This is a genomic window from Pseudomonas proteolytica, from assembly GCF_007858275.1.
Lineage (GTDB): Bacteria > Pseudomonadota > Gammaproteobacteria > Pseudomonadales > Pseudomonadaceae > Aquipseudomonas > Aquipseudomonas proteolytica.
Genome location: NZ_VFEV01000035.1, coordinates 46,117 through 72,922 on the forward strand (window position 1 = coordinate 46,117; position 26,806 = coordinate 72,922).

At 60.6% G+C, this 26,806-nt stretch carries 23 protein-coding genes; 4 read left to right on the forward strand and 19 right to left on the reverse strand.

The window, feature by feature from the left end; translation table 11 throughout:
- The first annotated feature begins 676 nt into the window (after window positions 1-676).
- Both gltP and FIV38_RS22285 read left to right on the forward strand, forming a co-directional pair.
- Window positions 677-2,008: a glutamate/aspartate:proton symporter GltP gene (gltP, locus tag FIV38_RS22280; RefSeq protein ID WP_029290382.1), complete on the forward strand. Its 1,332-nt coding sequence runs from the start codon at window positions 677-679 to the stop codon at window positions 2,006-2,008.
- Between the two features lie 95 nt (window positions 2,009-2,103).
- Entirely contained in the window at window positions 2,104-3,333 is a 1,230-nt protein-coding gene (locus FIV38_RS22285) for a nucleoside recognition domain-containing protein (RefSeq protein ID WP_029290384.1), read from the forward strand.
- Window positions 3,334-3,424: 91 nt separating this feature from the next.
- Here FIV38_RS22285 and FIV38_RS22290 read toward each other — a convergent pair whose 3' ends face one another.
- From FIV38_RS22290 to FIV38_RS22380, 19 genes are all read right to left on the reverse strand, one after another.
- Complete coding sequence (locus FIV38_RS22290) at window positions 3,425-4,036, reverse strand: ABC-type transport auxiliary lipoprotein family protein (protein WP_092232523.1); 612 nt, start codon at window positions 4,034-4,036, stop codon at window positions 3,425-3,427.
- Window positions 4,033-4,971 carry an MlaD family protein gene (locus FIV38_RS22295; RefSeq protein WP_029290391.1) on the reverse strand — a complete coding sequence of 313 codons (939 nt, stop codon included), beginning with the start codon at window positions 4,969-4,971 and terminating at the stop codon, window positions 4,033-4,035. The genes FIV38_RS22290 and FIV38_RS22295 overlap by 4 nt, the downstream gene beginning before the upstream one ends.
- A gap of 1 nt (window position 4,972) precedes the next feature.
- On the reverse strand, window positions 4,973-5,776 hold the full coding sequence (locus tag FIV38_RS22300; RefSeq protein ID WP_070995502.1) for an ABC transporter ATP-binding protein: 804 nt from the start codon (window positions 5,774-5,776) through the stop codon (window positions 4,973-4,975).
- Window positions 5,773-6,921, reverse strand: coding sequence for an ABC transporter permease (locus FIV38_RS22305; RefSeq protein WP_029290394.1), 1,149 nt, complete (start codon window positions 6,919-6,921; stop codon window positions 5,773-5,775). Before FIV38_RS22305 ends, FIV38_RS22300 begins: the two co-directional genes overlap by 4 nt.
- 55 nt (window positions 6,922-6,976) lie before the next feature.
- Complete coding sequence (locus FIV38_RS22310; protein ID WP_029290396.1) at window positions 6,977-8,008, reverse strand: DUF5924 family protein; 1,032 nt, start codon at window positions 8,006-8,008, stop codon at window positions 6,977-6,979.
- A 69-nt stretch (window positions 8,009-8,077) separates the two neighbouring features.
- Window positions 8,078-9,463 carry a M16 family metallopeptidase gene (locus FIV38_RS22315; RefSeq protein ID WP_092232526.1) on the reverse strand — a complete coding sequence of 462 codons (1,386 nt, stop codon included), beginning with the start codon at window positions 9,461-9,463 and terminating at the stop codon, window positions 8,078-8,080.
- Between the two features lie 108 nt (window positions 9,464-9,571).
- Window positions 9,572-11,230 carry a Na/Pi cotransporter family protein gene (locus FIV38_RS22320; protein WP_029290400.1) on the reverse strand — a complete coding sequence of 553 codons (1,659 nt, stop codon included), beginning with the start codon at window positions 11,228-11,230 and terminating at the stop codon, window positions 9,572-9,574.
- Window positions 11,231-11,522: 292 nt separating this feature from the next.
- Window positions 11,523-12,290, reverse strand: coding sequence for a TerC family protein (locus FIV38_RS22325; RefSeq protein ID WP_092232531.1), 768 nt, complete (start codon window positions 12,288-12,290; stop codon window positions 11,523-11,525).
- A 65-nt stretch (window positions 12,291-12,355) separates the two neighbouring features.
- Entirely contained in the window at window positions 12,356-13,663 is a 1,308-nt protein-coding gene (locus tag FIV38_RS22330) for a CitMHS family transporter (protein ID WP_070995498.1), read from the reverse strand.
- Between the two features lie 376 nt (window positions 13,664-14,039).
- Entirely contained in the window at window positions 14,040-16,001 is a 1,962-nt protein-coding gene (locus tag FIV38_RS22335; RefSeq protein ID WP_092232534.1) for a DUF7844 domain-containing protein, read from the reverse strand.
- Entirely contained in the window at window positions 15,998-16,318 is a 321-nt protein-coding gene (locus tag FIV38_RS22340) for a DUF2388 domain-containing protein (RefSeq protein WP_029290409.1), read from the reverse strand. Before FIV38_RS22340 ends, FIV38_RS22335 begins: the two co-directional genes overlap by 4 nt.
- A gap of 26 nt (window positions 16,319-16,344) precedes the next feature.
- Window positions 16,345-16,653, reverse strand: coding sequence for a DUF2388 domain-containing protein (locus FIV38_RS22345; RefSeq protein WP_092232537.1), 309 nt, complete (start codon window positions 16,651-16,653; stop codon window positions 16,345-16,347).
- A 186-nt stretch (window positions 16,654-16,839) separates the two neighbouring features.
- Entirely contained in the window at window positions 16,840-17,160 is a 321-nt protein-coding gene (locus FIV38_RS22350; RefSeq protein WP_092232539.1) for a DUF2388 domain-containing protein, read from the reverse strand.
- Between the two features lie 314 nt (window positions 17,161-17,474).
- Window positions 17,475-17,690, reverse strand: coding sequence for a DUF1127 domain-containing protein (locus tag FIV38_RS22355; protein WP_007911656.1), 216 nt, complete (start codon window positions 17,688-17,690; stop codon window positions 17,475-17,477).
- Between the two features lie 318 nt (window positions 17,691-18,008).
- Entirely contained in the window at window positions 18,009-19,502 is a 1,494-nt protein-coding gene (locus tag FIV38_RS22360; protein ID WP_092232542.1) for an acetyl-CoA hydrolase/transferase family protein, read from the reverse strand.
- Between the two features lie 180 nt (window positions 19,503-19,682).
- Window positions 19,683-21,119 (reverse strand): NAD(P)(+) transhydrogenase (Re/Si-specific) subunit beta, encoded by a 1,437-nt coding sequence (locus tag FIV38_RS22365; RefSeq protein ID WP_029290421.1) that lies wholly within the window; start codon window positions 21,117-21,119, stop codon window positions 19,683-19,685.
- Window positions 21,119-21,439, reverse strand: coding sequence for an NAD(P) transhydrogenase subunit alpha part 2 (locus tag FIV38_RS22370; protein ID WP_003233786.1), 321 nt, complete (start codon window positions 21,437-21,439; stop codon window positions 21,119-21,121). Before FIV38_RS22370 ends, FIV38_RS22365 begins: the two co-directional genes overlap by 1 nt.
- 15 nt (window positions 21,440-21,454) lie before the next feature.
- A complete protein-coding gene (locus FIV38_RS22375; RefSeq protein ID WP_029290427.1) occupies window positions 21,455-22,576 on the reverse strand; it encodes a Re/Si-specific NAD(P)(+) transhydrogenase subunit alpha in 1,122 nt (373 codons plus the stop codon).
- Between the two features lie 447 nt (window positions 22,577-23,023).
- Window positions 23,024-23,923 carry a LysR family transcriptional regulator gene (locus tag FIV38_RS22380; RefSeq protein WP_029290430.1) on the reverse strand — a complete coding sequence of 300 codons (900 nt, stop codon included), beginning with the start codon at window positions 23,921-23,923 and terminating at the stop codon, window positions 23,024-23,026.
- A gap of 157 nt (window positions 23,924-24,080) precedes the next feature.
- Between FIV38_RS22380 and FIV38_RS22385 the strand changes: the two genes are divergently transcribed.
- A complete protein-coding gene (locus FIV38_RS22385; RefSeq protein ID WP_029290432.1) occupies window positions 24,081-25,262 on the forward strand; it encodes an acyl-CoA dehydrogenase in 1,182 nt (393 codons plus the stop codon).
- Window positions 25,263-25,275: 13 nt separating this feature from the next.
- Window positions 25,276-26,496: a CaiB/BaiF CoA transferase family protein gene (locus FIV38_RS22390; protein WP_092232548.1), complete on the forward strand. Its 1,221-nt coding sequence runs from the start codon at window positions 25,276-25,278 to the stop codon at window positions 26,494-26,496.
- The last annotated feature ends 310 nt before the right edge of the window (window positions 26,497-26,806 follow it).

Genomic DNA, 26,806 nt, shown 5'->3' on the forward strand with positions numbered 1-26,806 from the left:
GGCCAACTGCCTGTTTCCGTTTGCACCGCCGCCTGATGGCGGTGCATGACCAGGGGGCCGGGTTGCTCTGATCAAGGTGGATCGGCGTGACCTACGGGTACAGGGAGTGCCTGCGCAAGGGCCGGGTCAGGAGAAAAGCTGCGACGCAAGTCCGCAGGCAGTTATGGCCTGACGGACTTGCGGCGAGCTTGATAGTCATCACTAGGCGCTTATGCCGCCTATAGCTGCAAAATTCCCTTCTGCTTCAACATAACCGTTTCGCGGTGTTACATCGCGACCATCTATCGAGAAAGTTTGTCTTCGGCCAGACGTGTTTTTCGATGGTATGCGTAGGAATTTGCACGAGTTTTTTCCAGCCGACAAAAAAGCCTAACGTCCCTAGGCGAGCCTGAAATGGCCGGTTAACGGCATGTATGCCTGACAAAATGTCGCATTCGAACTGACCAAACAGACAGTTTTATTTGCAAAAACTCATGCCGATTCGGCATGGGGTAGGCGTTTACGGCATTAGACTATGCCCCCCCGCATGGGAATAGTTGCGCCTTTTTTCGCTTGCCAGTAAGCCATATCGGCCAACTGCGGTGACCTTCTACGGAGGCTGATGCTCACACTTTTTCGCTTCCGGGCGTTCCAGCTGGCGCATCTGCCTGAGTCCACTTGAAACAAGGGTAATGACATGAAGAAGGCAAAACTAAGCCTCGCCTGGCAGATCCTCATCGGTCTGGTGCTAGGGATTGCAATCGGTGCTGTACTCAACCACTTCAGCGCCGAAAAAGCCTGGTGGATCAGCAACGTGTTGCAGCCGGCGGGCGATATCTTTATCCGCCTGATCAAGATGATCGTGATCCCGATCGTGATTTCGTCGCTGATTGTCGGAATCGCCGGTGTAGGGGACGCGAAAAAGCTCGGTCGGATCGGCGTAAAGACCATCGTTTACTTCGAAGTGGTCACTACCATTGCGATTGTGGTCGGCCTGCTGTTGGCCAACCTGTTCCACCCGGGTGCCGGCATCGACATGAGCACCCTGGGTACGGTGGACATCTCCAAGTACCAGGCGACCGCCGCCGAGGTGCAGCATGAGCATGCGTTCATCGAGACCATCCTCAACCTGATCCCATCGAACATCTTTGCCGCTGTTGCTCGTGGCGAGATGCTGCCGATCATCTTCTTCTCCGTGTTGTTCGGCCTGGGCTTGTCGAGCCTCAAGCCAGACTTGCGCGAACCCCTGGTCACCATGTTCCAGGGCGTTTCCGAGAGCATGTTCAAAGTCACCCACATGATCATGAAATACGCCCCTATCGGTGTATTTGCCCTGATCGCCGTGACCGTGGCCAACTTCGGCTTCGCCTCGCTGCTGCCTCTGGCCAAGCTGGTGATCCTGGTTTACGTCGCCATCCTGTTCTTCGCTTTCGTGATTCTTGGCCTGATCGCCCGCCTGTTTGGCTTCTCGGTGATCAAGCTGATGCGCATCTTCAAGGATGAGCTGGTACTGGCCTACTCCACCGCCAGCTCCGAGACCGTGCTGCCGCGCGTGATCGAGAAGATGGAAGCCTACGGCGCACCGAAAGCCATCTGCAGCTTCGTGGTGCCGACCGGTTACTCGTTCAACCTCGACGGTTCGACCCTGTACCAGAGCATCGCGGCGATCTTTATTGCCCAGCTGTATGGCATCGATCTGTCGGTTGGTCAGCAACTGATGCTGGTACTGACCCTGATGGTCACCTCCAAAGGTATCGCCGGTGTACCGGGCGTGTCCTTCGTGGTACTGCTGGCAACCCTGGGCAGCGTGGGCATCCCATTGGAAGGCCTGGCGTTCATCGCCGGCGTCGACCGCATCATGGACATGGCGCGTACCGCCCTGAACGTGATCGGCAATGCCCTGGCCGTGCTGGTCATCTCGCGCTGGGAAGGCATGTACGACGATGCCAAGGGCGAGCGCTACTGGAACTCCCTGCCACACTGGCGGACCAAGACCGCGCTGCCGGCTGGCGAGACCAGCCAGGGCTGATCGCCGCTTGAATCGCACAAACCCCGGTAAATCCGGGGTTTGTCGTTTCTGCCAGCCCCGCTATCATTCGCCACATATTTAAAGGGGTGTGACTGATGCTCAATGGCCTGTGGCTTGGCTTCTTTGTCGTGGCAATGGTATCGGCGCTGGTGCAATGGCTGGTGGGTGGAAACGCCGGGATCTTTGCGGCGATGGTGGAGAGTATCTTCGCCATGGCCAAGCTGTCGGTGGAGGTGATGGTACTGCTGTTCGGTACCCTGACATTGTGGCTGGGCTTCCTGCGCATCGCCGAAAAGGCCGGGATCGTCGAGTGGCTGGCCAAGGCCCTGGGCCCGCTGTTCCTGCGCTTGATGCCGGAAGTCCCGGCCGGTCACCCGGCCATCGGCTTGATCACCCTCAACTTTGCCGCCAACGGCCTGGGCCTGGATAACGCGGCCACGCCGATCGGCCTCAAGGCCATGAAGGCGCTGCAAGAGCTCAACCCGATCCCCAACACCGCAACCAACGCGCAGATCCTGTTCCTGGTGCTTAACGCGTCCTCCCTGACCCTGTTGCCGGTGACGATCTTTATGTACCGCGCCCAGCAAGGCGCGCCGGACCCGACCCTGGTGTTCCTGCCAATCCTGCTGGCCACCAGCGCCTCGACCCTGGTGGGCCTGCTGTCGGTGGCGCTGATGCAGCGCCTGCGCTTGTGGGACCCGGTGGTGCTGGCGTACCTGATCCCCGGCGCGCTGGTACTGGGCGGCTTCATGGCCTTGCTGGCGACGATGTCGGCCACGGCCCTGGCGGGCCTGTCCTCGATCCTTGGCAACCTCACGCTGTTTGGCCTGATCATGCTGTTCCTGCTGATTGGCGCGTTGCGCAAGGTCAAGGTCTACGAGGCGTTTGTCGAAGGCGCCAAAGAGGGCTTTGACGTCGCCAAGAACCTGCTGCCGTATCTGGTGGCAATGTTGTGTGCGGTCGGTGTGCTGCGCGCTTCCGGGGCGCTGGAGTTTGGCCTGGAAGGCATTCGCCACCTGGTGGCCTGGACCGGCCTGGACACGCGCTTTGTCGACGCCTTGCCCACGGCAATGGTCAAGCCGTTCTCCGGCAGTGCGGCGCGGGCGATGCTCATCGAGACCATGCAGACCCAAGGCGTGGACAGCTTCCCGGCACTGGTGGCGGCGACGATTCAGGGCAGTACCGAGACCACCTTCTATGTACTGGCGGTGTACTTTGGCTCGGTGGGCATCCAGCGCGCGCGGCATGCGGTGGGGTGTGCGCTGCTGGCGGAGTTTGCTGGCGTGGTGGCGGCGATTGCGGTCTGCTACTGGTTCTTTGGCTAAGCTTCAGACCGCTATCGCAGGCACGCCAGCTCCCACATTTTGATTTGTGAACACATCAAATGTGGGAGCTGGCTTGCCTGCGATGAGGCCCTCAGCGTTTAGGTGCTGTATTGCCCTGCGCCACCACCCAATCCACCACCTGCTTGGTCAACTGATCTCCCGCCAACCCAAACCCGGCCACCACCGCTGGCACTTGGGTATCACTCACCGGCTGGCGCACTTCAAAACGCTTGGCAGCCACGATCCGTTGGTCACTGCCGCGCACCAATCGCGCATCCAGCCGGATCACCACCTCCACCGCACTGCCGCGGTACTCGCTCTGGAAGGCCTGCAACTGCCCGCCCAGTTCCAGGTCCGCCTGTAGATTGGTGTCATCAGTGCTCAACAAGGCCACCCGGCCATCGCGCTGGAAGCCGTCCAGCAGGCGGTTGCGCAACAGTACCGGCGCCGGATCGCTCCAGCGGGACTGGGCATAGCTGCTGATCAAATCGCCCTGAGGCACCACGGCAATGCGCGGGCTGTCGAGGAATTCGCTGGCTTGCGGTTTGGCCAGGCGCAACGACCAGGCTACCGGGTTGCCGTGGGCCGTCACTTGGGCGGTGGGCAGGCGATAGACGTTGGAAGGGTCGGCCTTGGGCAGGATCGAGCAGGCACTGACCAGCGCCAGGGCCACCGGAACGATCATTTTATAAGTACGCTTCATGGCGTGAACTCCTTGTTCTTGTCACTGCCCAGCAGGTAGCCGCTGGGGTTGGCTTCCAGGCGACGGGAGATGGCGCGCAAGGAGCCCAGGGTATCGCGCAGCTCGCGTACGGCAGGCGCCAGTTCGTTGAGGCCCTGCATGCCGCTGTTCAGGGAATCCTTGTTGTCGTCCAACAAGCGGTTGATGGTCGCGGTGCTTTGCTCCAAGGAGCGCATGGCCCCTTCGGCGCTGCCGAACATCTGCTTGCCCTGGTCGTTGAGCAGGCCATTGGCGTTGCGCATCAGCGCAGTGGTCTGCTCCAGCGTGGCGCCGGCCTGTTTGCTGACCTGGGCCAACTGCTGCATCACCACCTTGATATCACCGCGCTGCTCGGCGATGGCCCCGGTGGTCTGCTCCAGGTGTGCCAGGGTGCTGCTCAAGCGGTCGACGTTATCGGGCGAGAACATGCGGTTGGCGTTATGCAGCAGCAAGTTGATGCTGGTCATCAGGTCGTTGCTGTTATTGAGCAGCCGGGCAATGGGCGATGGCGAGGCGGTGATCTGCGGCAGGTTGCCGTTCTTGCCTTTGAGTTCGGGGCTTTGCGGGGTGCCGCCGCTGAGTTGGATGATCGAGGTGCCGGTGATGCCGGTCAACGCCAGCTTGGCCTGGGTGTCTTCCTTGATCGGCGTCTGGCCGGCCAGGCGGATACGTGCCAGTACGCGGCGCGGGTCTTTCGGGTCCAGGCGCAGACTGGTGACGTCACCCACCTTGATCCCGCTGTACTGCACCGCGCTGCCCTGGGACAAGCCGCTGACCGCTTCGTTGAAGATCACTTCGTAATCCTGGAACGCGCTGTCGACGCTGGATTTGGCCAGCCACAAGCCGAACAGCATGGCGCCGACCACGACTATCACGCTGAACAGACCGATCATCACATGATGGGCTCGGGTTTCCATGTCATACCTCGTTGAGCGGTTGAGCGGCATCCAATGCCGCGCGGCCCCGAGGGCCATGAAAGTATTCGTGAATCCAGGCGTCGTCCGTTTCCGAGACAACATCGATGGCATCCGCCACCAGCACCTTTTTCTGCGCCAGCACGGCCACGCGATCGGTGATGGTGTAGAGCGTGTCGAGGTCGTGGGTGATCAGCAACACGCTCAGGCCCAAGGCATCACGCAGGGTCAGGATCAGTTGGTCGAATGCCGCCGCGCCGATGGGGTCGAGGCCAGCGGTCGGTTCGTCGAGAAACAAAATGTCCGGGTCGAGGGCCAGGGCGCGGGCCAGGGCCGCACGTTTGATCATCCCGCCGGACAGCGAGGACGGGTATTTGTCGGCCGCCGACAATGGCAGCCCGGCCAGGGCAAGCTTGACTGCCGCCAGATGCTCGGCATCGGCGCGGCTCAGGCCGGCGTGTTCGATCAGTGGCAGGGCGACGTTTTCCGTGACCGTCAGCGAGGAGAACAGCGCGCCTTTCTGGAACAGCACGCCGAAACGCCGTTCCACCAGGGAGCGCTCGTGTTCTGAGAGGCTCGGCAAGTCCTGGCCGAATACCCGCACTTGGCCTTCGCTGGGCTGACGCAGGCCGATGATACTGCGCAGCAGCACCGACTTGCCGCTGCCCGAGCCGCCCACTACGGCGAGAATCTCGCCCTTGTACAGATCCAGGTCGAGGTTTTCATGCACGCTCTGCGGGCCAAAGCGGTTGCACAGGCCACGGACTTCGATCACCGCCTCGCTGGGCGCTCGTTGTAAACGGCTCACCAGCCCATCTCCATAAAGAACAATGCGGCTACCGCGTCGAGCACGATCACCACGAAAATCGATTGCACCACTGCGGAGGTGGTGTGGGCGCCGACCGATTCGGCGCTGCCGCTGACCTTGAAGCCTTCCAGGCAGCCAATGGCCGCGATCAGGAAGGCGAAGAACGGTGCCTTGACCAGCCCCACCAGCAAATGCTGGACGCCAATGTCCGATTGCAGCAGCGAGAGGAACATCGCCGGCGAAATATCCAGGGCCACGGCGCACACCACGCCGCCGCCGACAATGCCTGAAATCATCGCGAGAAAGGTCAGCATCGGCAGCGCCACCAGCAGCGCGAGGACGCGTGGCAGCACCAGCAACTCCATGGGGTCGAGGCCCATGGTGCGGATCGCGTCGATTTCTTCGTTGGCCTTCATCGAGCCAATTTGTGCGGTGAAGGCGCTGGCGGTGCGGCCGGCCATCAGGATCGCGGTGAGTAGGACACCGAACTCCCGCAAGAAGGAAAACGCCACGAGGTCCACGGTGAAAATGCTTGCGCCGAAACTCTCCAGCACCGTGGCGCCGAGAAACGCGACCACCGCGCCCACCAGGAAGGTCAGCAAGGCGACGATAGGCGCGGCATCCAGCCCCGTCTGTTCGATATGCGCCACCATCGGCGTCAGGCGCCAGCGCTTGGGCCGGAACACGCCGCGAGCGAAGGTTTCGAGAATCAGGCCGATAAAGCCCAGCAGGGTCATCGCGTCTTGCCAGACGGTATCCACCGCGCGGCCGATGCGTGCCAAAAGCTGGATACCGGCGTTTTGCTGCGGCTCTTTGACCGGCACACAAAAATCATTCAGGGAGCGGTAGACGGTCTTGAGCAGCGCCCGGTCGGCAGCGGGCAGGCTGCAGTCGGTTTGTTCGGCCGAATGCTCAATGCGCTCCGGGCCCAGCAGTTCCACCAGCAACGAGGCGCCGGCGGTGTCCAATGCGCCCAGGCCGTTGAGGTCGACGCGGGTGCTGGCGTCGTACTGGCCGTCGAGGCTTGCCGAGAGCTTTTTCAGGGCGCTGTAGTGGGCCAGCGTCCAGTCCCCGGTGACCCGCAATTGAGGCGGCTGGGTGGACGCGTCCAGGTGGGCATTGCCTGCCGTTGTGCTACTGGTCATAAGCTCCGAGCTTGTTTGGCTATTCCACAATTGCTATGTAATAGCACGATCCGTCCTACTTTGGCGTGTCCGTTTGTACGGTGTCAGTGACTTTAAAGCGCAACACGCCGATCACCTGGCCGTCTTCGGTCAGCACCCGTACTTGCCAGCGGCCCACGGCATTCGCCGGGAAGTTCTGCTTGTGGGTCCAGGCCCGGTAGCCTTCCTTGCGTCCGCCATGGATATCCAGGGCGATGCGGTCGACCTCTTTGCCGTTGAACTGCCACACATGGTAGATGCGCTCGTCCAGCCCGCGCGGTGCGTTGATTGCGGTGTAGGCGTACAGGCCGCTGCTGCGCAGTTGGCTGGCGCTGACTTCTTTGAGGTCATCGCCGGGGGTGCGGTCCTGCAATTGGGTGCTGATTGCCACTTCGGTCATCCACAGGGTGGCCGGCGGCACCCAGCTGCGCAGGAACCAACCCGCGCAGCCAATCGCCGCCGTCACGCCCAGCAGCATCAGCCAACCCTTGACGCTGCGCAGCGGCAGGCTCACGGCCAGGCTGGGGATCGACAAGGCCATCGCCACCCCCAGCGCCAGTTTGTAACTCTCGGCGGTGGTCAGGTGCAGGATGATCGGCAGTGCGGTGAGCAAGGCGGCAAACAGGGTCAGGGTGTGCAGTGCCAGAAACAGCGAGCGCTTGGGCGCCAGCCATTTGTAGTACAGCGGGTCGGTGATCGAGACCAGTGCGGCGGCGCCCAGCAAACCGGTGAAAATGGCCTGGCTGCTGTTCCAGGTGGTGGTGACGAAAAAGAACGGCAGGACAAAGAACAGGCTTTCCTGGTGGATCATCTGTGTGGCGTAGCGCAGCAGTGGTTCGGGGATTTCCCGCTTGAAGACCTTGCTGAACAACTGGGTGAAGCTGTTTTCCAGCATCAGCCACAGCCAGCTCACCAGCATGATGATCGCGATCCAACTGGCCATGCCTTGTTGGCGGTCCACCAGGATAAAGCTGCCCACCCCCGAGATAAAACCGCCGAGTGCGATCACCCCTGGGTAGCGCTTCATCAGTTCGAGGACGCGCTGGATGAGAAGGGTCAGGTTTGGCATTCGGCAGTTCGCAGTCTTTGTAGGAAAAAATCCCAGACAGAATAACGTCTTAGCCTGTGGATAGGCGTGTCATTGCACAATTGCTTTGCGATAACGGCGCAGCCCAATCAGCACAATAGCAATCAGCCCCAGCACGCCTGCGGCGATCCAGCCCAGGGCGTCGTAACTGAGCAGCGGTTTTTCGATGCGCCAGTAGCCCTGCTGGTTGAACAGCTGGCGCATGGCCTGATTGGTTTGCGCCAGGCTCACGGCCTTGAGGCGCTTGGCCGGGTCGCGAAGATGCCCGTCGGCGTAGTCGGCCAAGGCGCCCCAGTAGTAGTCGGCCAGCGCGCTATTGCCCTGCACGGCCCAGGCCTGGCGGTCGATGGCGGCTTGTTGCAGGCGGCTGAAGGTCGCCGGGTCGAGGCCGTCCTCAAGCAGCCTGGCCTTGAGGCTTTCAAGAACGCGTTCGGCCTCGGGCAGGTTATCGCGGTCAAGGTCCGCGTTGAGGCTCATGAACCCCACGCCGCCGAGCACTTCGCGCTCGCTCCATGGGCCGTAGGACAGGCCATGCTGCAGGCGCAACTGGCGATACAACGCCCAATCCAGGTAGTCCTTGAGCAGGTCGTAGGTGGCATCGTGCTGCTCGTCCAGCGTGGGTTCGGGGAACAACCAGTGCAGCTTGGCGCCATCGCCGACCCAGCCACGGATCAGGTCACGATGGGTCGCTGCGGCGCCCAGGGTTTGCGGCAACGCCCGGTGTTCGCTGGGGTCGACCGGCTCGAGTTGGCCGTAGGTGCGCTCCAGATAGGCCGGCAGCAGTTTGTCGAGGTCGCCGACGATGATCAGGGTCATGTTGTTGGGGGCGTACCAGGCCTGGCGCACGCTCTGCAGTTGCGTGCGGGTCAGGTGTTCGACTTCGGCCCGCTCGGCGCATTTGAGGCCCAGTTCCACCGCCAGTTGATTGCTGGCGTTATGGCCCAGGTCCTGGCGATCCAGCAGGCGTTGCAGGTGTGAATAGTGACCCCCATCTTCGCGCTCGACCACCTGCTTGGCGGCGTTGATTGCGGCATCGCTCAGCTCGGTCCGGGTCAGGATCGCCTTCAGCAGGTCCAGCACCTTGCGCTGGTTGCGCGCCGGGGCCTCGATGACGAAGGTGGTGTCGGCATTGCTGGTGTAGGCGTTCCACTCCCCGCCCAGGGCCTGCATCTGTTCTTCCAGCTCGCCTTCGCCGCCGCCATCGATGCCGCTGAACAGCAGGTGTTCCAGCAGGTGCGGCAGTTCTTTGTCTTCGCAACTGAAGTCATCCAGGCCTACGCCGACCATCAGGCGGATCGCCACGTGCCCGCGCTCGGTGCCCGGCTTGAGCAGCAATTGCAGGCCGTTGGGCAACATGTAGCCTTCGACCTGCAAGCGATCAAAGGCAGAGGCGTGGGCCGAGCCTATGAGCAGGCAGGCGAGTAGCAGGCGACGCATAGCGGGGTTCCTAGCGAGCAATAACGGTTGAAACTGGCTTTTTGCGGGAGCGGGCTCCTACATTGGGTAGGTGGTGTTTTTAACTGACTCCCGGGGTGTGCGGTTCGTTCAGGGCGAATGGGTTATGTCGGCAATATTGTCCACCGCCAACGCACCGGTCTCGGAGGTTTCCAGCACGACATAAGCACTGCTGCAAAACAACGAGTTCAGGCGCTTCATGTCGGCAATCAGCTCCAGGTGCAGGGAACTGGTCTCGATGCTTTGCACGATTTTGCGTTGCAGGCGGCTGACGTGGGCATGGGCCAGGCGCCGTTCCTGGGCGCGGAAGCGGCGCTTCTCGCGCAGCAACTGGCGGGCGCTTTCCGGGTCGGCGCTGAGGAACACCGACAGGCCCAGGCGCAGGTTGGAGATCAACTGGCTATGCAGGCCGGCCAGTTCTTCGAGCCCGACTTCGGAAAACGAGCGGCGCTGGGAGGTTTTCTGCTGCTGGACCTTGCGCAGCATACGTTCGATCAAGTCGCCGGCCAGCTTCAGGTTGATCGACAGCTCGATGATTTCGGCCCAGCGCCGGCTGTCGTGCTCGCTGAGATCTTCGCGGGGCATTTGCGCCAGATACAGCTTGATCGCACTGTAGAGTGCCTCGACGTCATCACTGAGGCTGCGCATTTCCTGGGTGATGGCGGTTTGTTTGCCGCGCAGCACTTCCAGCATGGCGGTCAGCATGTTGTCGATCAGGTCCCCCAGGCGCAGGGTTTCCCGTGCGGCGTTGGCCAGGGCCAGGCTCGGGGTGGTCAGCGCCGTCGGGTCCAGATGACGGGGCTTGGCCAGGCCATTGGCCTCCGGGCGCTCCGGCAGCAGCCAGGCACACAGGCGCGCCATCGGGCCGATGGTGGGCAGCAGGATCAGGCAGCGGGTGACGTTGTAGAGCAGGTGAAAGGTAATGACCATGCCTTGGGCGCTGTAGTCCAGGGTGTCCATCCACAGCACCAGCGGGTCCAGGACAGGAATGATCAGCAGCAGGCCGATCAGCTTGTACAGCAGGCTGCCCAGGGCCACTTGGCGGCCGGCGGCGTTTTGCATGCTGGTGCTGAGGAACGCCAGGACGCCGCTGCCGATATTGGCCCCGATCACCAGGCCGATGGCCACATGCAGGCCAATCACCCCGGCACCGGCCAGGGTTGCGGTCAGCAGCACGGCGGCCAGGCTGGAGTAGGAAATCATCGCAAACAACGCGCCCACCAGGGCGTCGAGCAGGATGTCACCGGTCAGCGAGGCGAACAGCACCTTGACGCCCTGGGCCTGGGTAATCGGCCCGGCGGCTTCGACAATCAGTTGCAGGGCGAGAATGATCAGGCCCAGGCCGATACCGACCCGGCCCATCTGCCCGGCGCGCGTCTGTTTGCGCGACAGGAAGAAGATCACCCCGAGAAAGATCAGCAGCGGCGACAGCCAGGACAGATCCAGGGTCAGCACCCGTGCCATCAGCGCGGTACCGACATCGGCGCCGAGCATGGTCGCCAGGGCGGGCGTCAGGCCCATCAGGCCCTGGCCGACAAACGAGGTCACCAGCATCGCCGTGGCGTTGCTGCTTTGCACCATGGCGGTGACCAGGATCCCGGCAATGAACGCCAGCCAGCGTCTGGCCATGTTCTGCCCGATGACTTGGCGCAAGTTGGAGCCGTAGACCCGCAGGATGCCGGTACGGACGATGTGCGTGCCCCAGATCAGCAAGGTCACGGCGGAAAGAAGATTGAGCAGGGTCAGCATGCTCGGCCCCCTGTATTGAGTCGTGCTCCAAGTGGAGCAAAAAGTGCCGCGTGCCGTTTTGTGTTGTGTACTTAAGCTGTAGTTGGCGAACGGCCTGTGCGCCAGCATCGCATAGCTAAAGTCGGCTTTGAAACAAAACTGTCATGAAATCAGCTTTTTGCAGGCGCCTGAAACGACTGTAGGAGCGAGCATGCTCGCGAAGAACTCAAGGGCAGCGCGTGCAATCAGGCAGCACGCGTTACCGTTGGCGTTTTTCGCGAGCACGCTCGCTCCTACAGGTGTTGCCCGCGGGTTATTGGCCCGGGATGTCCTTGCGCAGTTTCACAGGATCCTGCTGCTTTTTCTTTTTCGCGATGGCGGTCCGCATCTTGATGTTGACCGCTTCTACCGCCAGGGAGAACGCCATGGCGAAGTACACGTAGCCTTTTGGCACATGCACGTCGAAGGATTCGGCGATCAGCACGGTACCCACGATCAGCAGGAACGACAGCGCGAGCATTTTCAGCGATGGGTGCTTGTCGATGAACTCGCTGATGGTGCCTGCGGCCAGCATCATCACCAGGACCGCGACGATGATCGCAGCAACCATGACCGGTACGTGGGAAACCATGCCCACGGCGGTAATCACCGAGTCCAGGGAGAACACGATATCGATGATGGCGATCTGGATGATGGTGTAGATGAACTTGCCACCCTTGCCTTTCGGCTCGTCATGGGTTTCGTCTTCACCTTCCAGGGCGTGGTACATCTCCTGGGAGCTTTTCCACAGCAGGAACAGGCCGCCGAAGAACAGGATCATGTCGCGGCCGGAAATACCCTGGCCGAACACCACGAACAGGTCGGCGGTCAGTTGCATGACCCAGGTGATCGACAGCAGCAGCAGGATCCGGGTGATCATGGCCAGGGCCAGGCCGAAGATCCGGGTGCGCGCTTGCATATGCTTGGGCATACGGCTGACCAGGATCGAAATCATGATGATGTTATCGATACCCAGAACGATCTCAAGAGCCGTCAGGGTGAAGAAGGCAATCCAGATCTCCGGATTGGTCAGCCATTCCATATGTGTTCCTTTGCGCGAGTGTTAGACCGCGCCGGCAGGAGGGCCGGCGCAGTGGGTTGTTACGATTATAGAGTGCTGAACAGCGGGAATGTGCCCAACAGCAATGCGGCGACCATTATGCACAGGCACACCAGCACTGCCCACTTCAGGGTGAAGCGCTGGTGATCGCCAAATTCGATACCGGCCAGGGCCACCAGCAGGTAAGTCGACGGCACCAGCGGGCTGAGCAAGTGGACCGGCTGGCCAACAATCGAGGCACGGCCCATTTCTGCGGCGGTGATGCCGTAGTGGCTGGCGGCTTCGGCCAGTACTGGCAATACGCCGTAGTAGAACGCATCGTTGGACATGAAGAAGGTGAACGGCATGCTCACCAGCGCGGTGATCACCGCCAGGTACGGGCCAAGGGCTTCAGGGATGACGGCCAGCAGGCTCTTGGACATGGCGTCGACCATGCCGGTGCCCGACAGAATGCCGGTGAAAATACCTGCCGCGAAGATCAGGCCGACCACTGCCAGCACGCTGCCCGAGTGGGCGGCAACGCGGTCTTTCTGCTGTTGCAGGCACGGGTAGTTGACGATCATCGCGATACTGAAGGCCACCATGAACAGCACCGGCAGCGGCAACAGGCCGGCGATCAGGGTGCACATCAGGGCCAGGGTCAGGGCGCCGTTGAACCAGATCAGTTTCGGGCGACGGGCATCCGGGAACTGCGAGACGCTGATTTCGCTGTGATCGATTTCATCGCCTTGCAGGTGCAGTACGCCGAGTCGGGCACGTTCGCGCAGGCCGTACATATAGGCAATCACCAGGATGGCCACTACGCCGGCGGCCATGGCGGGGATCATCGGTACGAAGATGTCCGATGGGTCCACGTGCAGGGCACTGGCGGCGCGAGCGGTCGGGCCGCCCCAGGGGGTCATGTTCATCACGCCACCGGCGAGGATGATCAGGCCGGCCATGATTCGCGGGCTCATGCCGATGCGCTTGTACAGCGGCAGCATGGCGGCCACGCAGATCATGTAGGTGGTGGCGCCGTCACCGTCCAGAGACACCACCAGCGCCAGCACGGCAGTACCGACCGAGACTTTCAGCGGGTCGCCCTTGACCAGCTTGAGGATCTTGCGCACGGCCGGGTCAAACAGGCCGGAGTCGATCATCAAGGCAAAGTAGAGGATGGCAAACATCAGCATCACGCCGGTAGGCGCCAGCTTGGTGATGCCTTCGAGCATCATCGGGCCGATCTTCGGCGCAAAGCCACCGAACAGCGCGAACAGGATAGGCACGATGATCAGGGCGATCAGCGCCGAGAGGCGCTTGGTCATGATCAGGAACATGAACGTGATGACCATGGCAAAGCCAAGGAAAGTCAGCATAGGAATACTCCAGGCGTAGCGCGGCTAGGGAATGGCGAACCGGGTTGGGGTCAGCGCAGAACGAAAAGCGCGAGGCGTACGGGGGGAGTCGGGAAAAACAGGCGGGTACGAGCGGACATCAGCATCACCATTGTTGTTGTTAATTGGGCCCCTGGGCATGAAAACGCTCAGGTTGGCCAACCGGTCTATTGCCGGTAGTGAGGGCGATCCTAATCGCGAAAGCTTTCAGCCAGCTTTCGCTGGAAAAACAGGTTTCAGGTGGATGAGGTTCACTGTAGGAGCGAGCTTGCTCGCGAAGGTCGTGAACGATAAGGCGCTTTTGCCGGGTAAACGCGGTATGTTCGGGTTTTTCGCGAGCACGCTCGCTCCTACGGTTTTAAGGCAGTTGCAGCCCGCCAGCGGCCTTGTGCAGCGCGCGCAGATGTTCGCCAACCTGCTTGAGATTGGCCTCGCAGGCGGCAATTTCTGCCGCGCGCGAAGGTTCCAGCAGCGCCCTCACCTCTTTATCCAGGTCGCCGGTCAACGATTGCAGCTGTTTCTGGCGCAAGGCGCTTTCTGATTCCAGGCGCTGCCACTCCTTGGGTTGGGGCAATCCATAACCGCTGCTGCCGAGCAGTTCCGCCGGGCGGCTGAGGAAGCCGCTGTTGGCAAGGATCTGCTGCAGCGTGGCATCGGCCTTGGCCATGCCGCCGTTCTTCAGTTCACGGGCGCCGAGGTAGCGTTGCTTGACCTCGTCCTGGGCGAGCATCAGTTGCTTGCGAAAGCTGGCCTGTTCCAGCAGCAGCAATGCGGCGCTGGTGCGCAGGTCGGCCTTGTCGAACCACACCCTGCGTTGCTCGGCGCTCAAGGTCAGCCAGTCTTCGACCTGGGTCTGCGGGATCGGCAGGTGCTTCTTCAGCACCTCGAACATCGCCTGGTAGCGCTCACGGAAGGAGTCGAAGTGATAGCCCAGGCGCAAGGCCTCACGGCGGTCGTCCAGCACGCTGGTGTCGGCCAGCCCACGGGCCTTGAGGACTTCCAGCAAACCATTGGGGGTGATGTTGTCCAAGGCTGTCAGTTGCGGGTTGGCGCTGCCGCTGCGCAGCAGTTTCAGGCCTTCGACGGCGCAGTTGTTGGAGAGGAAGTAGTAATTGCCGTCGTAGCTCCAATGCATTTCGGCGGCGTGTTCGACGGTGTCGTTGATCTCCTGGCGCGTGAGAATAAGGGGCACGGAAGCCAGGCCACGCAGTTCGGTCTTGGTGTATTCGTCGATCACCTGGGCCAGGGGCAGTACGAACAGGCGCGATGGGTACTTGCCTACCAGGCCGTCCCAACTCGACAGTTGTACGTCGCCGACAAATGCGCGGTAGGACAACACCAGGTGCTGGTCCAGGTCCAGGCGGCAATCCGGGCCACGTGGGCGGCCCGGCGCACAGATCACCAGGCGCAGCATGCTGTGGCCCCAGCGGCTCACCAGGTTCTGGTTGGCTTCGGCCAGCAGGTAGTCGATGGCGTAAACGCGCTCCGGGTCGACCTGGCCCAGGGGCGTCTTGGCAAAATCGTTACCGGCATTGAGGAAGGCGAAGGTGTTGGCGCAAGCGTCCTTGGCTGGCGGGGCCCAGCCGAAGTGTTGCTGGTAGTAACGGTACAGCGCGGGACGGCGGCAGGCGTAGCTCGGGTCAAGGAGGAAGTACTCCATGTTGACCGCGACGAATTCCTTGGGGTTGGTGATTTCGTACAGATCCGGGCTGCGGGCCACTTGCCGATTGTGCTGCTCGCGCTCGCCACGGCGGCCGACGTATTGCGGCCAGCCGGCCAGGTCAAGCAAGCGTGGATCGTCGCTGAGCGTGAAGCGCCGGTCATTCTGGCCACGGCATTGATCGGGCAGGCCAACCAGGCCGGTGATGTTGTTCTGGCGGCTGCAGCGTCGGATCAACGAGCGCTGGTCCGTGGGCCACAGGCGCGCGCGATCATAGATATGGGTCAGTTCATGCAGAACGGTCGCGAGCAGTTCTCTGCGCACGGTACCGTGGGGGCGCTGGGTCTGTTGGGTGGCGGCGGTGCCGTCAGTAAGGCTGGCCAGCAGTTTGCGATTGAGGTCCAGTTCAGCGACCAGCGACGCCTGGCCATAGGCATTGGCGGGCATGTCGTCGGTCCAGCCGACGTCGATGCGCCGGTCCAGTTGCTCGATGAAGCGCGGCGGCAGCGCCTGCATCGCTTCATCCAGCAATGCCTGGCTGGCCTGCTGTTGGGCCGGGCTCAAGCCGTCGGTCTTGAGCCGCAGTTGCAGGCTGGCCTGGGCGGCGCTGGCAGCCAGCAGTACCGTCGCAGCCAATAGCCAGGCGGTGAAGCGCCTCACAATGCGAGGATGGCTTCGGCGAGGACCTGGTCGCTGGCGTCGCGGGCTTCTGGCACGCGGGTTCGCAGGGTGTCGAAGGCGGCCTCCAGTTGCGCGCCGCGGATATCGCCATTGCTGGCGACAAAGCTGGCCGCGTCATCGTGGGCTGCGCGCACGACTTTGGAGTCACGGATGGAGGTGGTGGTGTCCGAGGTGAAATCAATGGTGCGGCCGAAAGCACGAACAATGATGTTACTGGTGGCCACGAGGGTTTGTGCCTGGGCGATATCTGCCAGCAGGAACAGGCCGAGAGCAGCTGCGATCAACGGGCGACGCATGGAATGACTCCAAAAGGTAAAGATGATTATTGGACGAGAATTGCCTGGGCCAGTTCAAGGTCACTGGACTTAAGTTTTGGCTCGGTGCGACGCAGGTAATCCAGCGCGCTCTCCAGCCGGGCGCCCCGCCATTGGCCGTCAGTGGCAATAAACACAGCAGCGTCATCCTGGGCTGCCAGTATCAATTTACGATCGAACGGCGCCGAGGTCACTTTGCTGGTGGCATAAGCACTGGCAACGACGCCTTGGGTGGACAGATCAAAGGCCTGGGCCGGAGGGGCGCCGCAGATGGCAAATACTGTGGGAGCAATCAACAAACGGTATGAAAAAGCCATGGGACTCGACAACTGAAAACGAGCGCCAAGGCTAGCGCAATGCCCGGGCGAGAGCCAGCGAGCAGGCCGACTACTGTAGAAGCGAGCTTGCTCGCGAAGAACCTGAGAGCGCAGTGTTTGAGCAGTGAGCCCCGCGTTATCGTTCGCGATCTTCGCGAGCAAGCTCGCTCCTACAGTGAGTCAAGGTCAGATGGCCAGGATCGCCTGGGCCAGTTGCGCGTCGGTGGCGGTGTTGAGTTGGGGGGCTTGCTGGCGGATCTGCGCCAGGGCGTTTTCCAGCTTCACGCCACGGATCGCGCCTTGGCTGGCAACGAAGCTGGCGGCATCGTCGCGTGCTGCACGCACGACTTTATTGTCGCGAAGGGACGAGGTGGCATCGGAGGTGGCGTCGGAAGTGGCTTTGAGCGCGCCCACGATCGAGTCGGTGGTCACGATCAGGCTGGTGGCGCTGGCATTGGCAGCAACGGCAAGCAGGGCTGCAGCGCTTAGCAAACGAAGACGGGACATGGGTGGCTCCTGTGGATGAGACGAACTGATGACGCGATAGTAGCTGGCGCCTATCTGTTCGGGTAGTACGCAGTGGGAAGTCGCTGCCTGAAAAGGGTGATTGACCGCTACAAATCAACCGATTCTTAATTGTACTGGTCTGTGTTTGTGTTTTTTTAACTGTACTGGTTGGCGTGCTGGAAAAGGCCGTCAAGCAACCTTTACCGACCGCCCAAAATAACAAAACCCGCCTCCGGTTACCCGGGGCGGGTTCTGCTACAACAATTCGGGGTGCTGGCGGTGGACCCGGTAGGTCAGGGCCAGCGGGCGCTAAATCAGCGCCAGAACGGCTTGCTCAGCTCTTCGTAGCGTTGAGCTTCGCTGATCCCGGCATCGGCCAGCAGACGCGAGTCCAGACGAGCCAACTGGTGGCGGCTGGAGATGCGGCGCTGCCACAACATCAGGTTGGCGATAACGCGCAGAGGCAGGGAAGCCTGGGTGTTGACAGCTTTATCTTCGAAGAACAGTTCGGAACTGAGTGTACGTTCCATGATGACATCCTTCCGCTTGTGGCGGGATTAGGTAGTGGTTTAACTGATGCCAATGATCCTCCTCCGGCGCAAGACTCTCTAGATACAGTTCACCTGTATTGTGAGGGGCCAGTTAACTGTTTATAGGGGCTGTACTGTACAGAAATGGGGCAACTGTACCTGTCGGCACTGATTTGGTGCGTTTTAGGTGTTCTTGGAAGGATTTGTAGGGTTTTACGGTAGGAAATGACCGGTACAGCAGTACAGTTTTTTCCATATGAGTCGCAAGCAGATCCGGGCGAATACAACTGTGTTTGCATCCGCCCGGGTCTGTGTTGATCAACCTTTGAGCATATGCCCGGTTTCTTCCAGGTTGATGTGCCAGCTCAGGGCTTCGCGCAGAATATGCGGGGTGTGCCCGCCGATGGCGCAGGCGGCGGTGTAGTAGTTGTTGAGGGCGTCGCGGTAGTCAGGGTGTACGCAATTATCGATGATTACCCGTGCCCGCTCCCGTGGCGCCAGGCCGCGCAGGTCGGCCAGGCCGATCTCGGTCACAAGGATGTCGACGTCATGCTCGGTATGGTCGACATGGCTGACCATCGGTACCACGCTGGAAATCGCCCCGCCCTTGGCAATGGACTTGGTGACAAAGATCGCCAGGTGCGCGTTACGGGCGAAATCCCCCGAGCCGCCGATGCCGTTCATCATCCGCGTGCCGCAGACGTGGGTGGAGTTGACGTTGCCGTAGATGTCGAATTCCAGCGCAGTGTTGATACCAATGATGCCCAGGCGGCGCACTACTTCCGGGTGATTGGAAATTTCCTGTGGGCGCAGCACCAGCTTGTCCTTGTAACGCTCCAGGTTGCCGAACACGTCGGCATTGCGCCGCTGCGACAAGGTGATCGAACTGCCCGAGGCAAAGCTCAGCTTGCCGGCGTCGATCAGGTCGAAGGTCGAATCCTGCAGCACTTCGGAGTACATGGTCAGGTCTTCGAACGGTGACTCGATCAGGCCGCACATCACCGCGTTGGCAATGTTGCCAATCCCAGCCTGCAGCGGGCCGAGCTTGTTGGTCATGCGCCCGGCATCCACTTCCTGCTTGAGGAAGTTGATCAGGTGATTGGCGATCCACTGGGTGTCACTGTCAGGCGGCGTCACCGTGGAGGCGGAATCAGCCTGGTTGGTGATGACGATGGCGACGATCTTCTCTGGCGGGATCGGGATCGCAGTGCTGCCGATACGATCATCTACCTTGACCAGCGGGATCGGAGTTCGGGTCGGGCGGTAGGTCGGGATATAGATGTCGTGCAGGCCTTCCAGATTCGGGTTGTGCGCCAGGTTGATCTCGATGATCACCTGCTTGGCAAAAATCGCGAAGCTGGCCGAGTTGCCCACGGAGGTCGTAGGCACGATATGGCCTTGCTCGGTGATGGCCACGGCTTCGATGACCGCGATGTCCGGCAGCTTGAGTTGGTTGTTGCGCAGTTGTTCGACGGTTTCCGACAGATGCTGGTCGATAAACATCACTTCGCCGGCGTTGATGGCCTTGCGCAGGGTGCTATCGACCTGGAATGGCATGCGGCGCGACAGCACGCCTGCTTCGGTCAGTTGCTTATCCAGGTCGTTGCCCAGGCTGGCGCCGGTCATCAGGGTGATTTTCAGGGGCGAGGTCTTGGCACGCTCAGCCAGGGCGTGGGGCACAGCCTTGGCTTCACCGGCGCGGGTAAAGCCGCTCATGCCGACTGTCATGCCGTCCTCGATCAGGGCGGCAGCATCGGCGGCGCTCATGACCTTGTTCAACAGCGAAGGCAAGCGGATACGATCACGGTACATGGATTGTTATCTCGGGCAACGGAGGCAAGGTGGGCAGTCTAGTGATTTCAAAGGCTTTCGTCCCGCTACCATGGTCGAATGCCAGGTGGCGATTTAGAGCCTTTGGTCGGGTTTTTCCCGTTAATAAAAAACCCCAGCCTACGGGAGGCCGGGGTTTTGGGTATTGCGCTGGAGCAGTGTTTATTCGACGGCCTTGACCATGTCTTCGATGACCTTCTTGGCATCGCCGAAGACCATCATGGTTTTGTCCAGGTAGAACAATTCGTTATCCAGGCCGGCATAACCGCTGGCCATCGAGCGCTTGTTGACGATGATCGTCTTGGCCTTGAAGGCCTCGAGAATCGGCATGCCGGCGATCGGCGATTTCGGATCGTTCTTGGCGGCCGGGTTGACCACGTCGTTGGCGCCGAGCACCAGCACCACGTCGGCCTGGCCGAACTCGGAGTTGATGTCTTCCATCTCGAACACCTGGTCATAAGGCACTTCGGCCTCGGCCAGCAGCACGTTCATGTGGCCAGGCATGCGGCCGGCGACCGGGTGGATCGCGTACTTCACGGTGACACCGCGATGGGTCAGCTTCTCGGTCAGCTCTTTAAGGGCATGTTGCGCCCGCGCTACTGCCAGGCCATAGCCCGGCACGATGATCACGGTGTCGGCGTTGGTCAGCAGGAAGGTGGCGTCGTCGGCCGAACCGGACTTCACCGGGCGCGCTTCTTTCGAGCCCGCTGGCCCTGCCGCGTCCGGCGCGTTGCCGAAGCCGCCGAGCAGTACGTTAAAGAAGGAGCGGTTCATCGCCTTGCACATGATGTACGAGAGGATCGCGCCGCTTGAGCCCACCAGGGAGCCGGCGATGATCAGCATCGAGTTGTTCAGCGAGAAGCCGATCCCCGCTGCAGCCCAGCCGGAATAGCTGTTGAGCATCGAGACGACCACCGGCATGTCGGCGCCGCCAATCGGGATGATGATCAGCACGCCCAGCACAAAGGCCAGGGCCAGCATCACGGCGAAGGCAGTGAGGTTGCCGGTGAACATGAACACCAGGCCCAGGCCTAGAGTGGCCAGGCCCAGCACCAGGTTGAGCTTGTGCTGGCCGCCGAACTGTACCGGTGCGCCCTGGAACAGGCGGAACTTGTACTTGCCCGACAGCTTGCCGAAGGCAATCACCGAGCCGGAGAAGGTAATGGCACCAATGGCTGCGCCGAGGAACAGTTCCAGGCGGTTGCCCGCAGGAATCGCATCGCCCAGTTGCTTGACGATGCCCAGCGATTGCGGCTCGACCACTGCGGCAATGGCAATGAACACCGCGGCCAGACCGATCATGCTGTGCATGAAGGCGACCAGCTCAGGCATCTTGGTCATTTCTACGCGCTTGGCCATGATCGAGCCGGCGGTGCCGCCGATCAGCAGGCCGACAATCACGTAGCCGATGCCCGCAGTGGCAAGCTCTGCACCGAGCTTATAGATGAGGCCAACGGTGGTGAGCACTGCCAGGGCCATGCCGAGCATGCCGAACAGGTTGCCGCGTCGGGATGTGGTTGGGTGCGACAGGCCTTTGAGGGCCTGGATGAAACAGATCGACGCGATCAGGTAGAGCGTCGTCACGAGGTTCATGCTCATTACTTCTGCACCTCTTCTTTAGCCTTGGGCGCTTTCTTCTTGAACATCTCAAGCATCCTACGTGTAACCAGGAAACCGCCGAACACGTTAACGGCAGCCAGGGCCACGGCCAGGGTGCCCATGGTCTTGCCCAGCGGCGTGACGGTGAGTGCAGCCGCAAGCATGGCGCCAACGATCACAATCGCCGAGATTGCGTTGGTCACCGCCATCAATGGCGTGTGCAGTGCGGGGGTGACGTTCCAGACCACGTGATAACCGACATAAATCGCCAGCACGAAGATGATCAGGTTGTAGATACCGGGGGAGATAAGCTCTTCCATCGTCTGAATCCCTGCTTAGGCGTTTTTGCGGATGACTTGGCCGTCGCGGCACATCAGGCACGCGGCGACGATGTCGTCTTCGAGGTTGATTTCAAACTGCCCTTCCTTGGTGAAGACCAGCTTCAGGAAGTCCAGCAGGTTGCGCGCATACAGGGCCGAGGCATCGGCAGCGACGGCACCGGCAAGGTTGGTCGGACCGCAAATGGTCACGCCGTGTTGCACGACCACCTGGTCGGCGACGGTCAGCGGGCAGTTGCCTCCCTGGGCCGCGGCCAGGTCGATCACCACGGAGCCTGGCTTCATCTGGGCGACGGTTTCGGCGCTCAGCAAAGTCGGGGCCTTACGACCCGGGATCAGGGCGGTGGTGATGACGATATCGGCTTGCTTGGCGCGCTCATGCACGGCCAGGGCCTGGCGCTGCATCCAACTGGTGGGCATGGGGCGTGCGTAACCGCCGACGCCAACGGCGCATTCGCGCTCTTCGTCGGTCTCGTAAGGCACGTCGACGAACTTGGCGCCGAGGGACTCAATCTGTTCCTTCACGGCCGGGCGTACGTCGGACGCTTCGATGACTGCACCCAGACGCTTCGCCGTAGCGATGGCTTGCAGGCCGGCGACGCCGGCGCCAAGGATCAGCACGCGGGCGGCTTTCACCGTGCCGGCGGCGGTCATCAGCATGGGCATGAAGCGCGGGTAGTGATGGGCCGCCAACAGCACCGCCTTGTAGCCGGCAATGTTGGCCTGGGAGGACAGCACATCCAGGCTCTGCGCACGGGAGGTACGCGGGGCGGCCTCCAGGGCGAAGGCAGTGATGCCATGTTCGGCCAGCCGGGTGATGGTTTCGTTGCTGAACGGATTGAGCATGCCCACCAGCACGGTGCCGCTTTTAATCAGCGTCAGCTCGCTGTCGCTGGGGGCGACCACCTTGAGAATCAGCTCGGCGCCAAACGCCTCGCTGGCACTGCCAATGGTTGCGCCTGCCGTTTCATAGGCACTGTCCACGACACTGGCTTTGACACCTGCACCGCTTTGTACAGTGACCTTATGGCCCTGGCCGATCAGCTTCTTGATGGTTTCCGGGGTTGCAGCAACCCGCGTTTCACCGGTCTGGGTTTCGAGAGGAACACCAATGTGCACGTCAAATCTCCTGCATGATCTTTTTGCTTTTGATTTTTGTAAAAAGGCCAGTGCGCCGCGAGTGGCGCAACTGGGGCGGCCGATCAGCACGACCCCGCTGAAATGACAGCAGGGCGCGGCATTTTGCAGGCGAACTTTACGGCCTTCAAGGGATTATGACGGGTGACGAAAAATTAACTACAAGTCACCCTGTGACTGATTGTCGCAATCCGCTGGAATAACCTCTTGAAATACAGGTATTTAAAGGCCTATGGAGGGAAAAGGCGATTTTTGCAATTGTCGACATGAATGGTCGGTCATGGGCGGTGAATAAGCGCTGTAGAGCTTATAGCTATTGGCTTTCAGGCCATTTTTCTGTGGATCGGTACAGTCTGTGTAAAAGCGACATATAGTTATATCTGTAGGGCTTTTGTTTTGTTGACTACAGAGTCAGCAATCTGCGGGCGCCTAGAATTGCCGGCTGTAACGCTGTGCCTGATCAACCAGCCAGTCTCGAAAGGCGTGCAGTGACGCGGATTCGACCTTTCTCTCTGGAATCATCAGGTAATAGGCCTTGCTGCTGGTCAGGGCCTGTTGGTTGGCGATCACCAACTGTTTCTCGCCCAATTCCCGCTGAATAAGAAACGGTGGGATCAAGGCAATGCCCATGTCATGCATGGCCGCCTGGGACAGCATGGAGAATAGCTCGTAACGTGGGCCTGTCATGTCCCGAGGGATGTTCAATTGTTGTGCGTTGAACCACTGGCGCCAGGCGTAGGGCCGTGTGGTTTGCTGCAGTAGCGGCAGTTCCGCGATTTCTTCGGCGCTGAAATGCGAGCGCTGCCCAAGCAGTCGTGGACTACAGACGGGCAGTGGGTTTTCACCCATTAACCTGTGGGACTCGGTGCCGGACCAGTCGGCGTCGCCAAAATATATTGCGGCATCGAACTCGGTGTCAGCGAACAGGAACGGGCGGGTCCGGTTGGTCAGGTTTACCGTGACTTCGGGGTGCTGCTGCTGGAAGTCCTTGAGTCGTGGGATCAGCCACTGGGTACCGAACGTGGGGACCACCGCCAGTTCGATCACATTGGCGCCTTGCTGGCCCATCACTGACAGGGTGTCGCGTTCCACCGCGTCGAGTTGCGTTGCCACTCGCCGGCTGTAGGAAAGCCCGGCTTCCGTGAGCTTTACTCCGCGTCGCGAGCGCCGAAACAGTTCGACACTCAAAAACTCCTCAAGGCCGGCGATCTGTCGGCAGATCGCGCCCTGGGTAATGGAAAGCTCCTGTGCGGCCTTGGTAAAGCTCTCGTGGCGGGCCGCCGCTTCAAAACTAACCAAGGCCGTGGTGCTGGGGATCTTCCTGCGCATGTACCGTACCCTCACTAATAAAAGGCGGTTTTGCCCTTCTTGATCGCTACGGAGTGAGAAATTAGCACAAGGCTATGCAAAAACCTCGTTTGCCCTCCTCGCCTGCCCGGCCTAGGCTCCATGCACGACTTTTGATTTACTTCGCGAGGAATCACTCATGGGCGGTAAGGCAAGCTTCAACTGGATCGATCCACTGTTGCTGGATCAGCAGCTCACCGAAGAAGAGCGCATGGTGCGCGACAGTGCCGAGCAATTCGCCCAGGACAAGTTGGCGCCGCGTGTGCTTGAAGCCTTCCGTCATGAAAAGACCGATCCTGCAATTTTCCGTGAAATGGGTGAGACCGGCCTGCTGGGCGCGATGATTCCCGAGCAGTACGGCGGCAGCGGCTTGAATTATGTCAGCTACGGCTTGATTGCCCGTGAAGTGGAGCGCGTCGATTCTGGCTATCGCTCGATGATGAGCGTGCAGTCGTCCCTGGTGATGGTGCCTATCAATGAGTTCGGCACTGAAGCACAAAAACAGAAGTACTTGCCCAAGCTGGCCTCGGGTGAATGGATTGGTTGCTTCGGCCTGACCGAGCCAAACCACGGTTCGGATCCGGGTGCGATGATTACCCGGGCGCGCAAGGTGGATGGCGGCTACAGCCTGACCGGCAGCAAAATGTGGATCACCAATAGCCCGATTGCCGATGTGTTTGTGGTCTGGGGCAAGGACGACGCCGGCGACATCCGTGGTTTTGTCCTGGAGAAGGGCTGGAAAGGTCTGAGTGCGCCGGCGATTCATGGCAAGGTCGGTTTGCGCGCTTCGATCACCGGTGAAATCGTCATGGACAACGTGTTTGTTCCTGAAGAAAACATCTTCCCCGATGTGCGCGGCTTGAAAGGTCCTTTTACCTGCCTGAACTCGGCACGCTACGGCATCTCCTGGGGCGCCTTGGGGGCTGCGGAGTTCTGCTGGCACACGGCGCGCCAGTACACCCTTGATCGCCAGCAGTTCGGGCGCCCACTGGCCGCCACGCAGTTGATCCAGAAAAAGCTCGCTGATATGCAGACCGAGATCACCCTCGCCTTGCAAGGTTGCCTGCGTCTGGGGCGGATGAAAGATGAAGGAACCGCGGCGGTGGAGATCACTTCGATCATGAAGCGCAACTCCTGCGGCAAATCCCTGGATATTGCCCGTATGGCTCGCGACATGCTCGGTGGCAATGGCATCTCCGATGAGTTCGGGATTGCCCGGCACCTGGTCAACCTGGAAGTGGTGAATACCTACGAAGGCACGCATGACGTCCATGCGCTCATCCTTGGGCGCGCCCAGACTGGTATCCAGGCGTTCTATTAATAGGAGGTTAACCATGGGCGCGCTATCGCATCTGCGGGTACTGGATTTGTCACGGGTGCTGGCGGGGCCTTGGGCCGGGCAGATTCTTGCTGATCTCGGCGCTGAGGTGATCAAGGTCGAGCGGCCTGGTAGTGGTGACGATACGCGCGCCTGGGGGCCGCCCTTCCTAAAGGATGCTTACGGTGAGAACACCAGTGAAGCGTCCTACTACTTATCGGCCAATCGTAATAAGGAGTCGGTGACTATCGACTTCACCCGGCCAGAGGGGCAAAAGCTGGTCCGGGACCTGGCGGCAAAGTCGGATATCTTGATCGAGAATTTCAAGGTGGGCGGGTTGGCGGCGTATGGCCTGGACTACGAGTCGCTCAAGGAGCTCAATCCGGAGCTGATTTACTGCTCTATCACCGGGTTTGGTCAGACGGGGCCGTATGCGGCGCGAGCTGGCTATGACTTCATGATCCAGGGGTTGGGTGGGTTGATGAGCCTGACGGGGCGCCCTGAGGGTGATGAGGGGGAAGGTCCGGTCAAGGTCGGCGTGGCGCTGACCGACATTTTGACTGGGCTGTACTCTACCGTGGCGATTCTGGCGGCTATGGCGCACCGCGATCATGATGGTGGTGGCCAGCATATCGATATGGCGCTGCTGGATGTACAGGTTGCCTGTCTGGCCAATCAGGCCATGAATTATCTGACGACAGGTGTGTCGCCCAAGCGGCTGGGTAACGCGCATCCGAATATCGTTCCGTATCAGGATTTTCCCACCGCCGATGGCGATTTCATCCTGACCGTGGGCAATGACGGTCAATTTCGCAAGTTTGCCCAGGTCGCGGGGCAACCGCAGTGGGCCGATGATCCGCGGTTTGCTACTAATAAGCTGCGGGTGGCCAATCGGGCGGCGCTCATTCCATTGATTCGCCAAGCAACGGTGTTCAAGACCACGGCCGAGTGGGTGACCCAGTTGGAGCAGGTGGGTGTGCCGTGTGGGCCGATCAATGATCTGGCGCAGGTGTTTGCCGATCCTCAGGTGCGGGCACGCGGGCTGGCTATAGAGTTGCCGCATCCGCTTGCGGGCAAAGTGGCGCAGGTGGGGAGTCCTATGCGGCTGTCCAAGACGCCTGTGGAGTATCGCAGCGCGCCGCCTCTGCTGGGTGAGCATACGGCTAAGGTGCTCAGTGAGGTGCTGGGGCTGGGGGCAGCTCATGTGGCTGCCTTGAAGGAGGCGGGGGTTATCTGAGGGGGTTCTTCTATATAGAAGGGATTTCTATATGAGCGCAGCTGGTTGTTTTTTAATCGATCGTAACTAATTGATAGAAAAGCAAAATCAAGGGTTGACGGCAAATCCTGGGAGTCTATAATTCGCCCCACTTCCGGCGCAGTCGAAACGGAAAACTCCTTGGTAAACAATGAGTTATGCGATATTCGACAGCAAGTTGCTTCAGCTCATCGAAGCCAAAAGGAAGTTGAAAAAGAGGTGTTGACAGCAGCGTGTAACGCTGTAGAATTCGCCTCCCGCTGACGAGAGATCGGAAGCGCAAGTGGTTCAG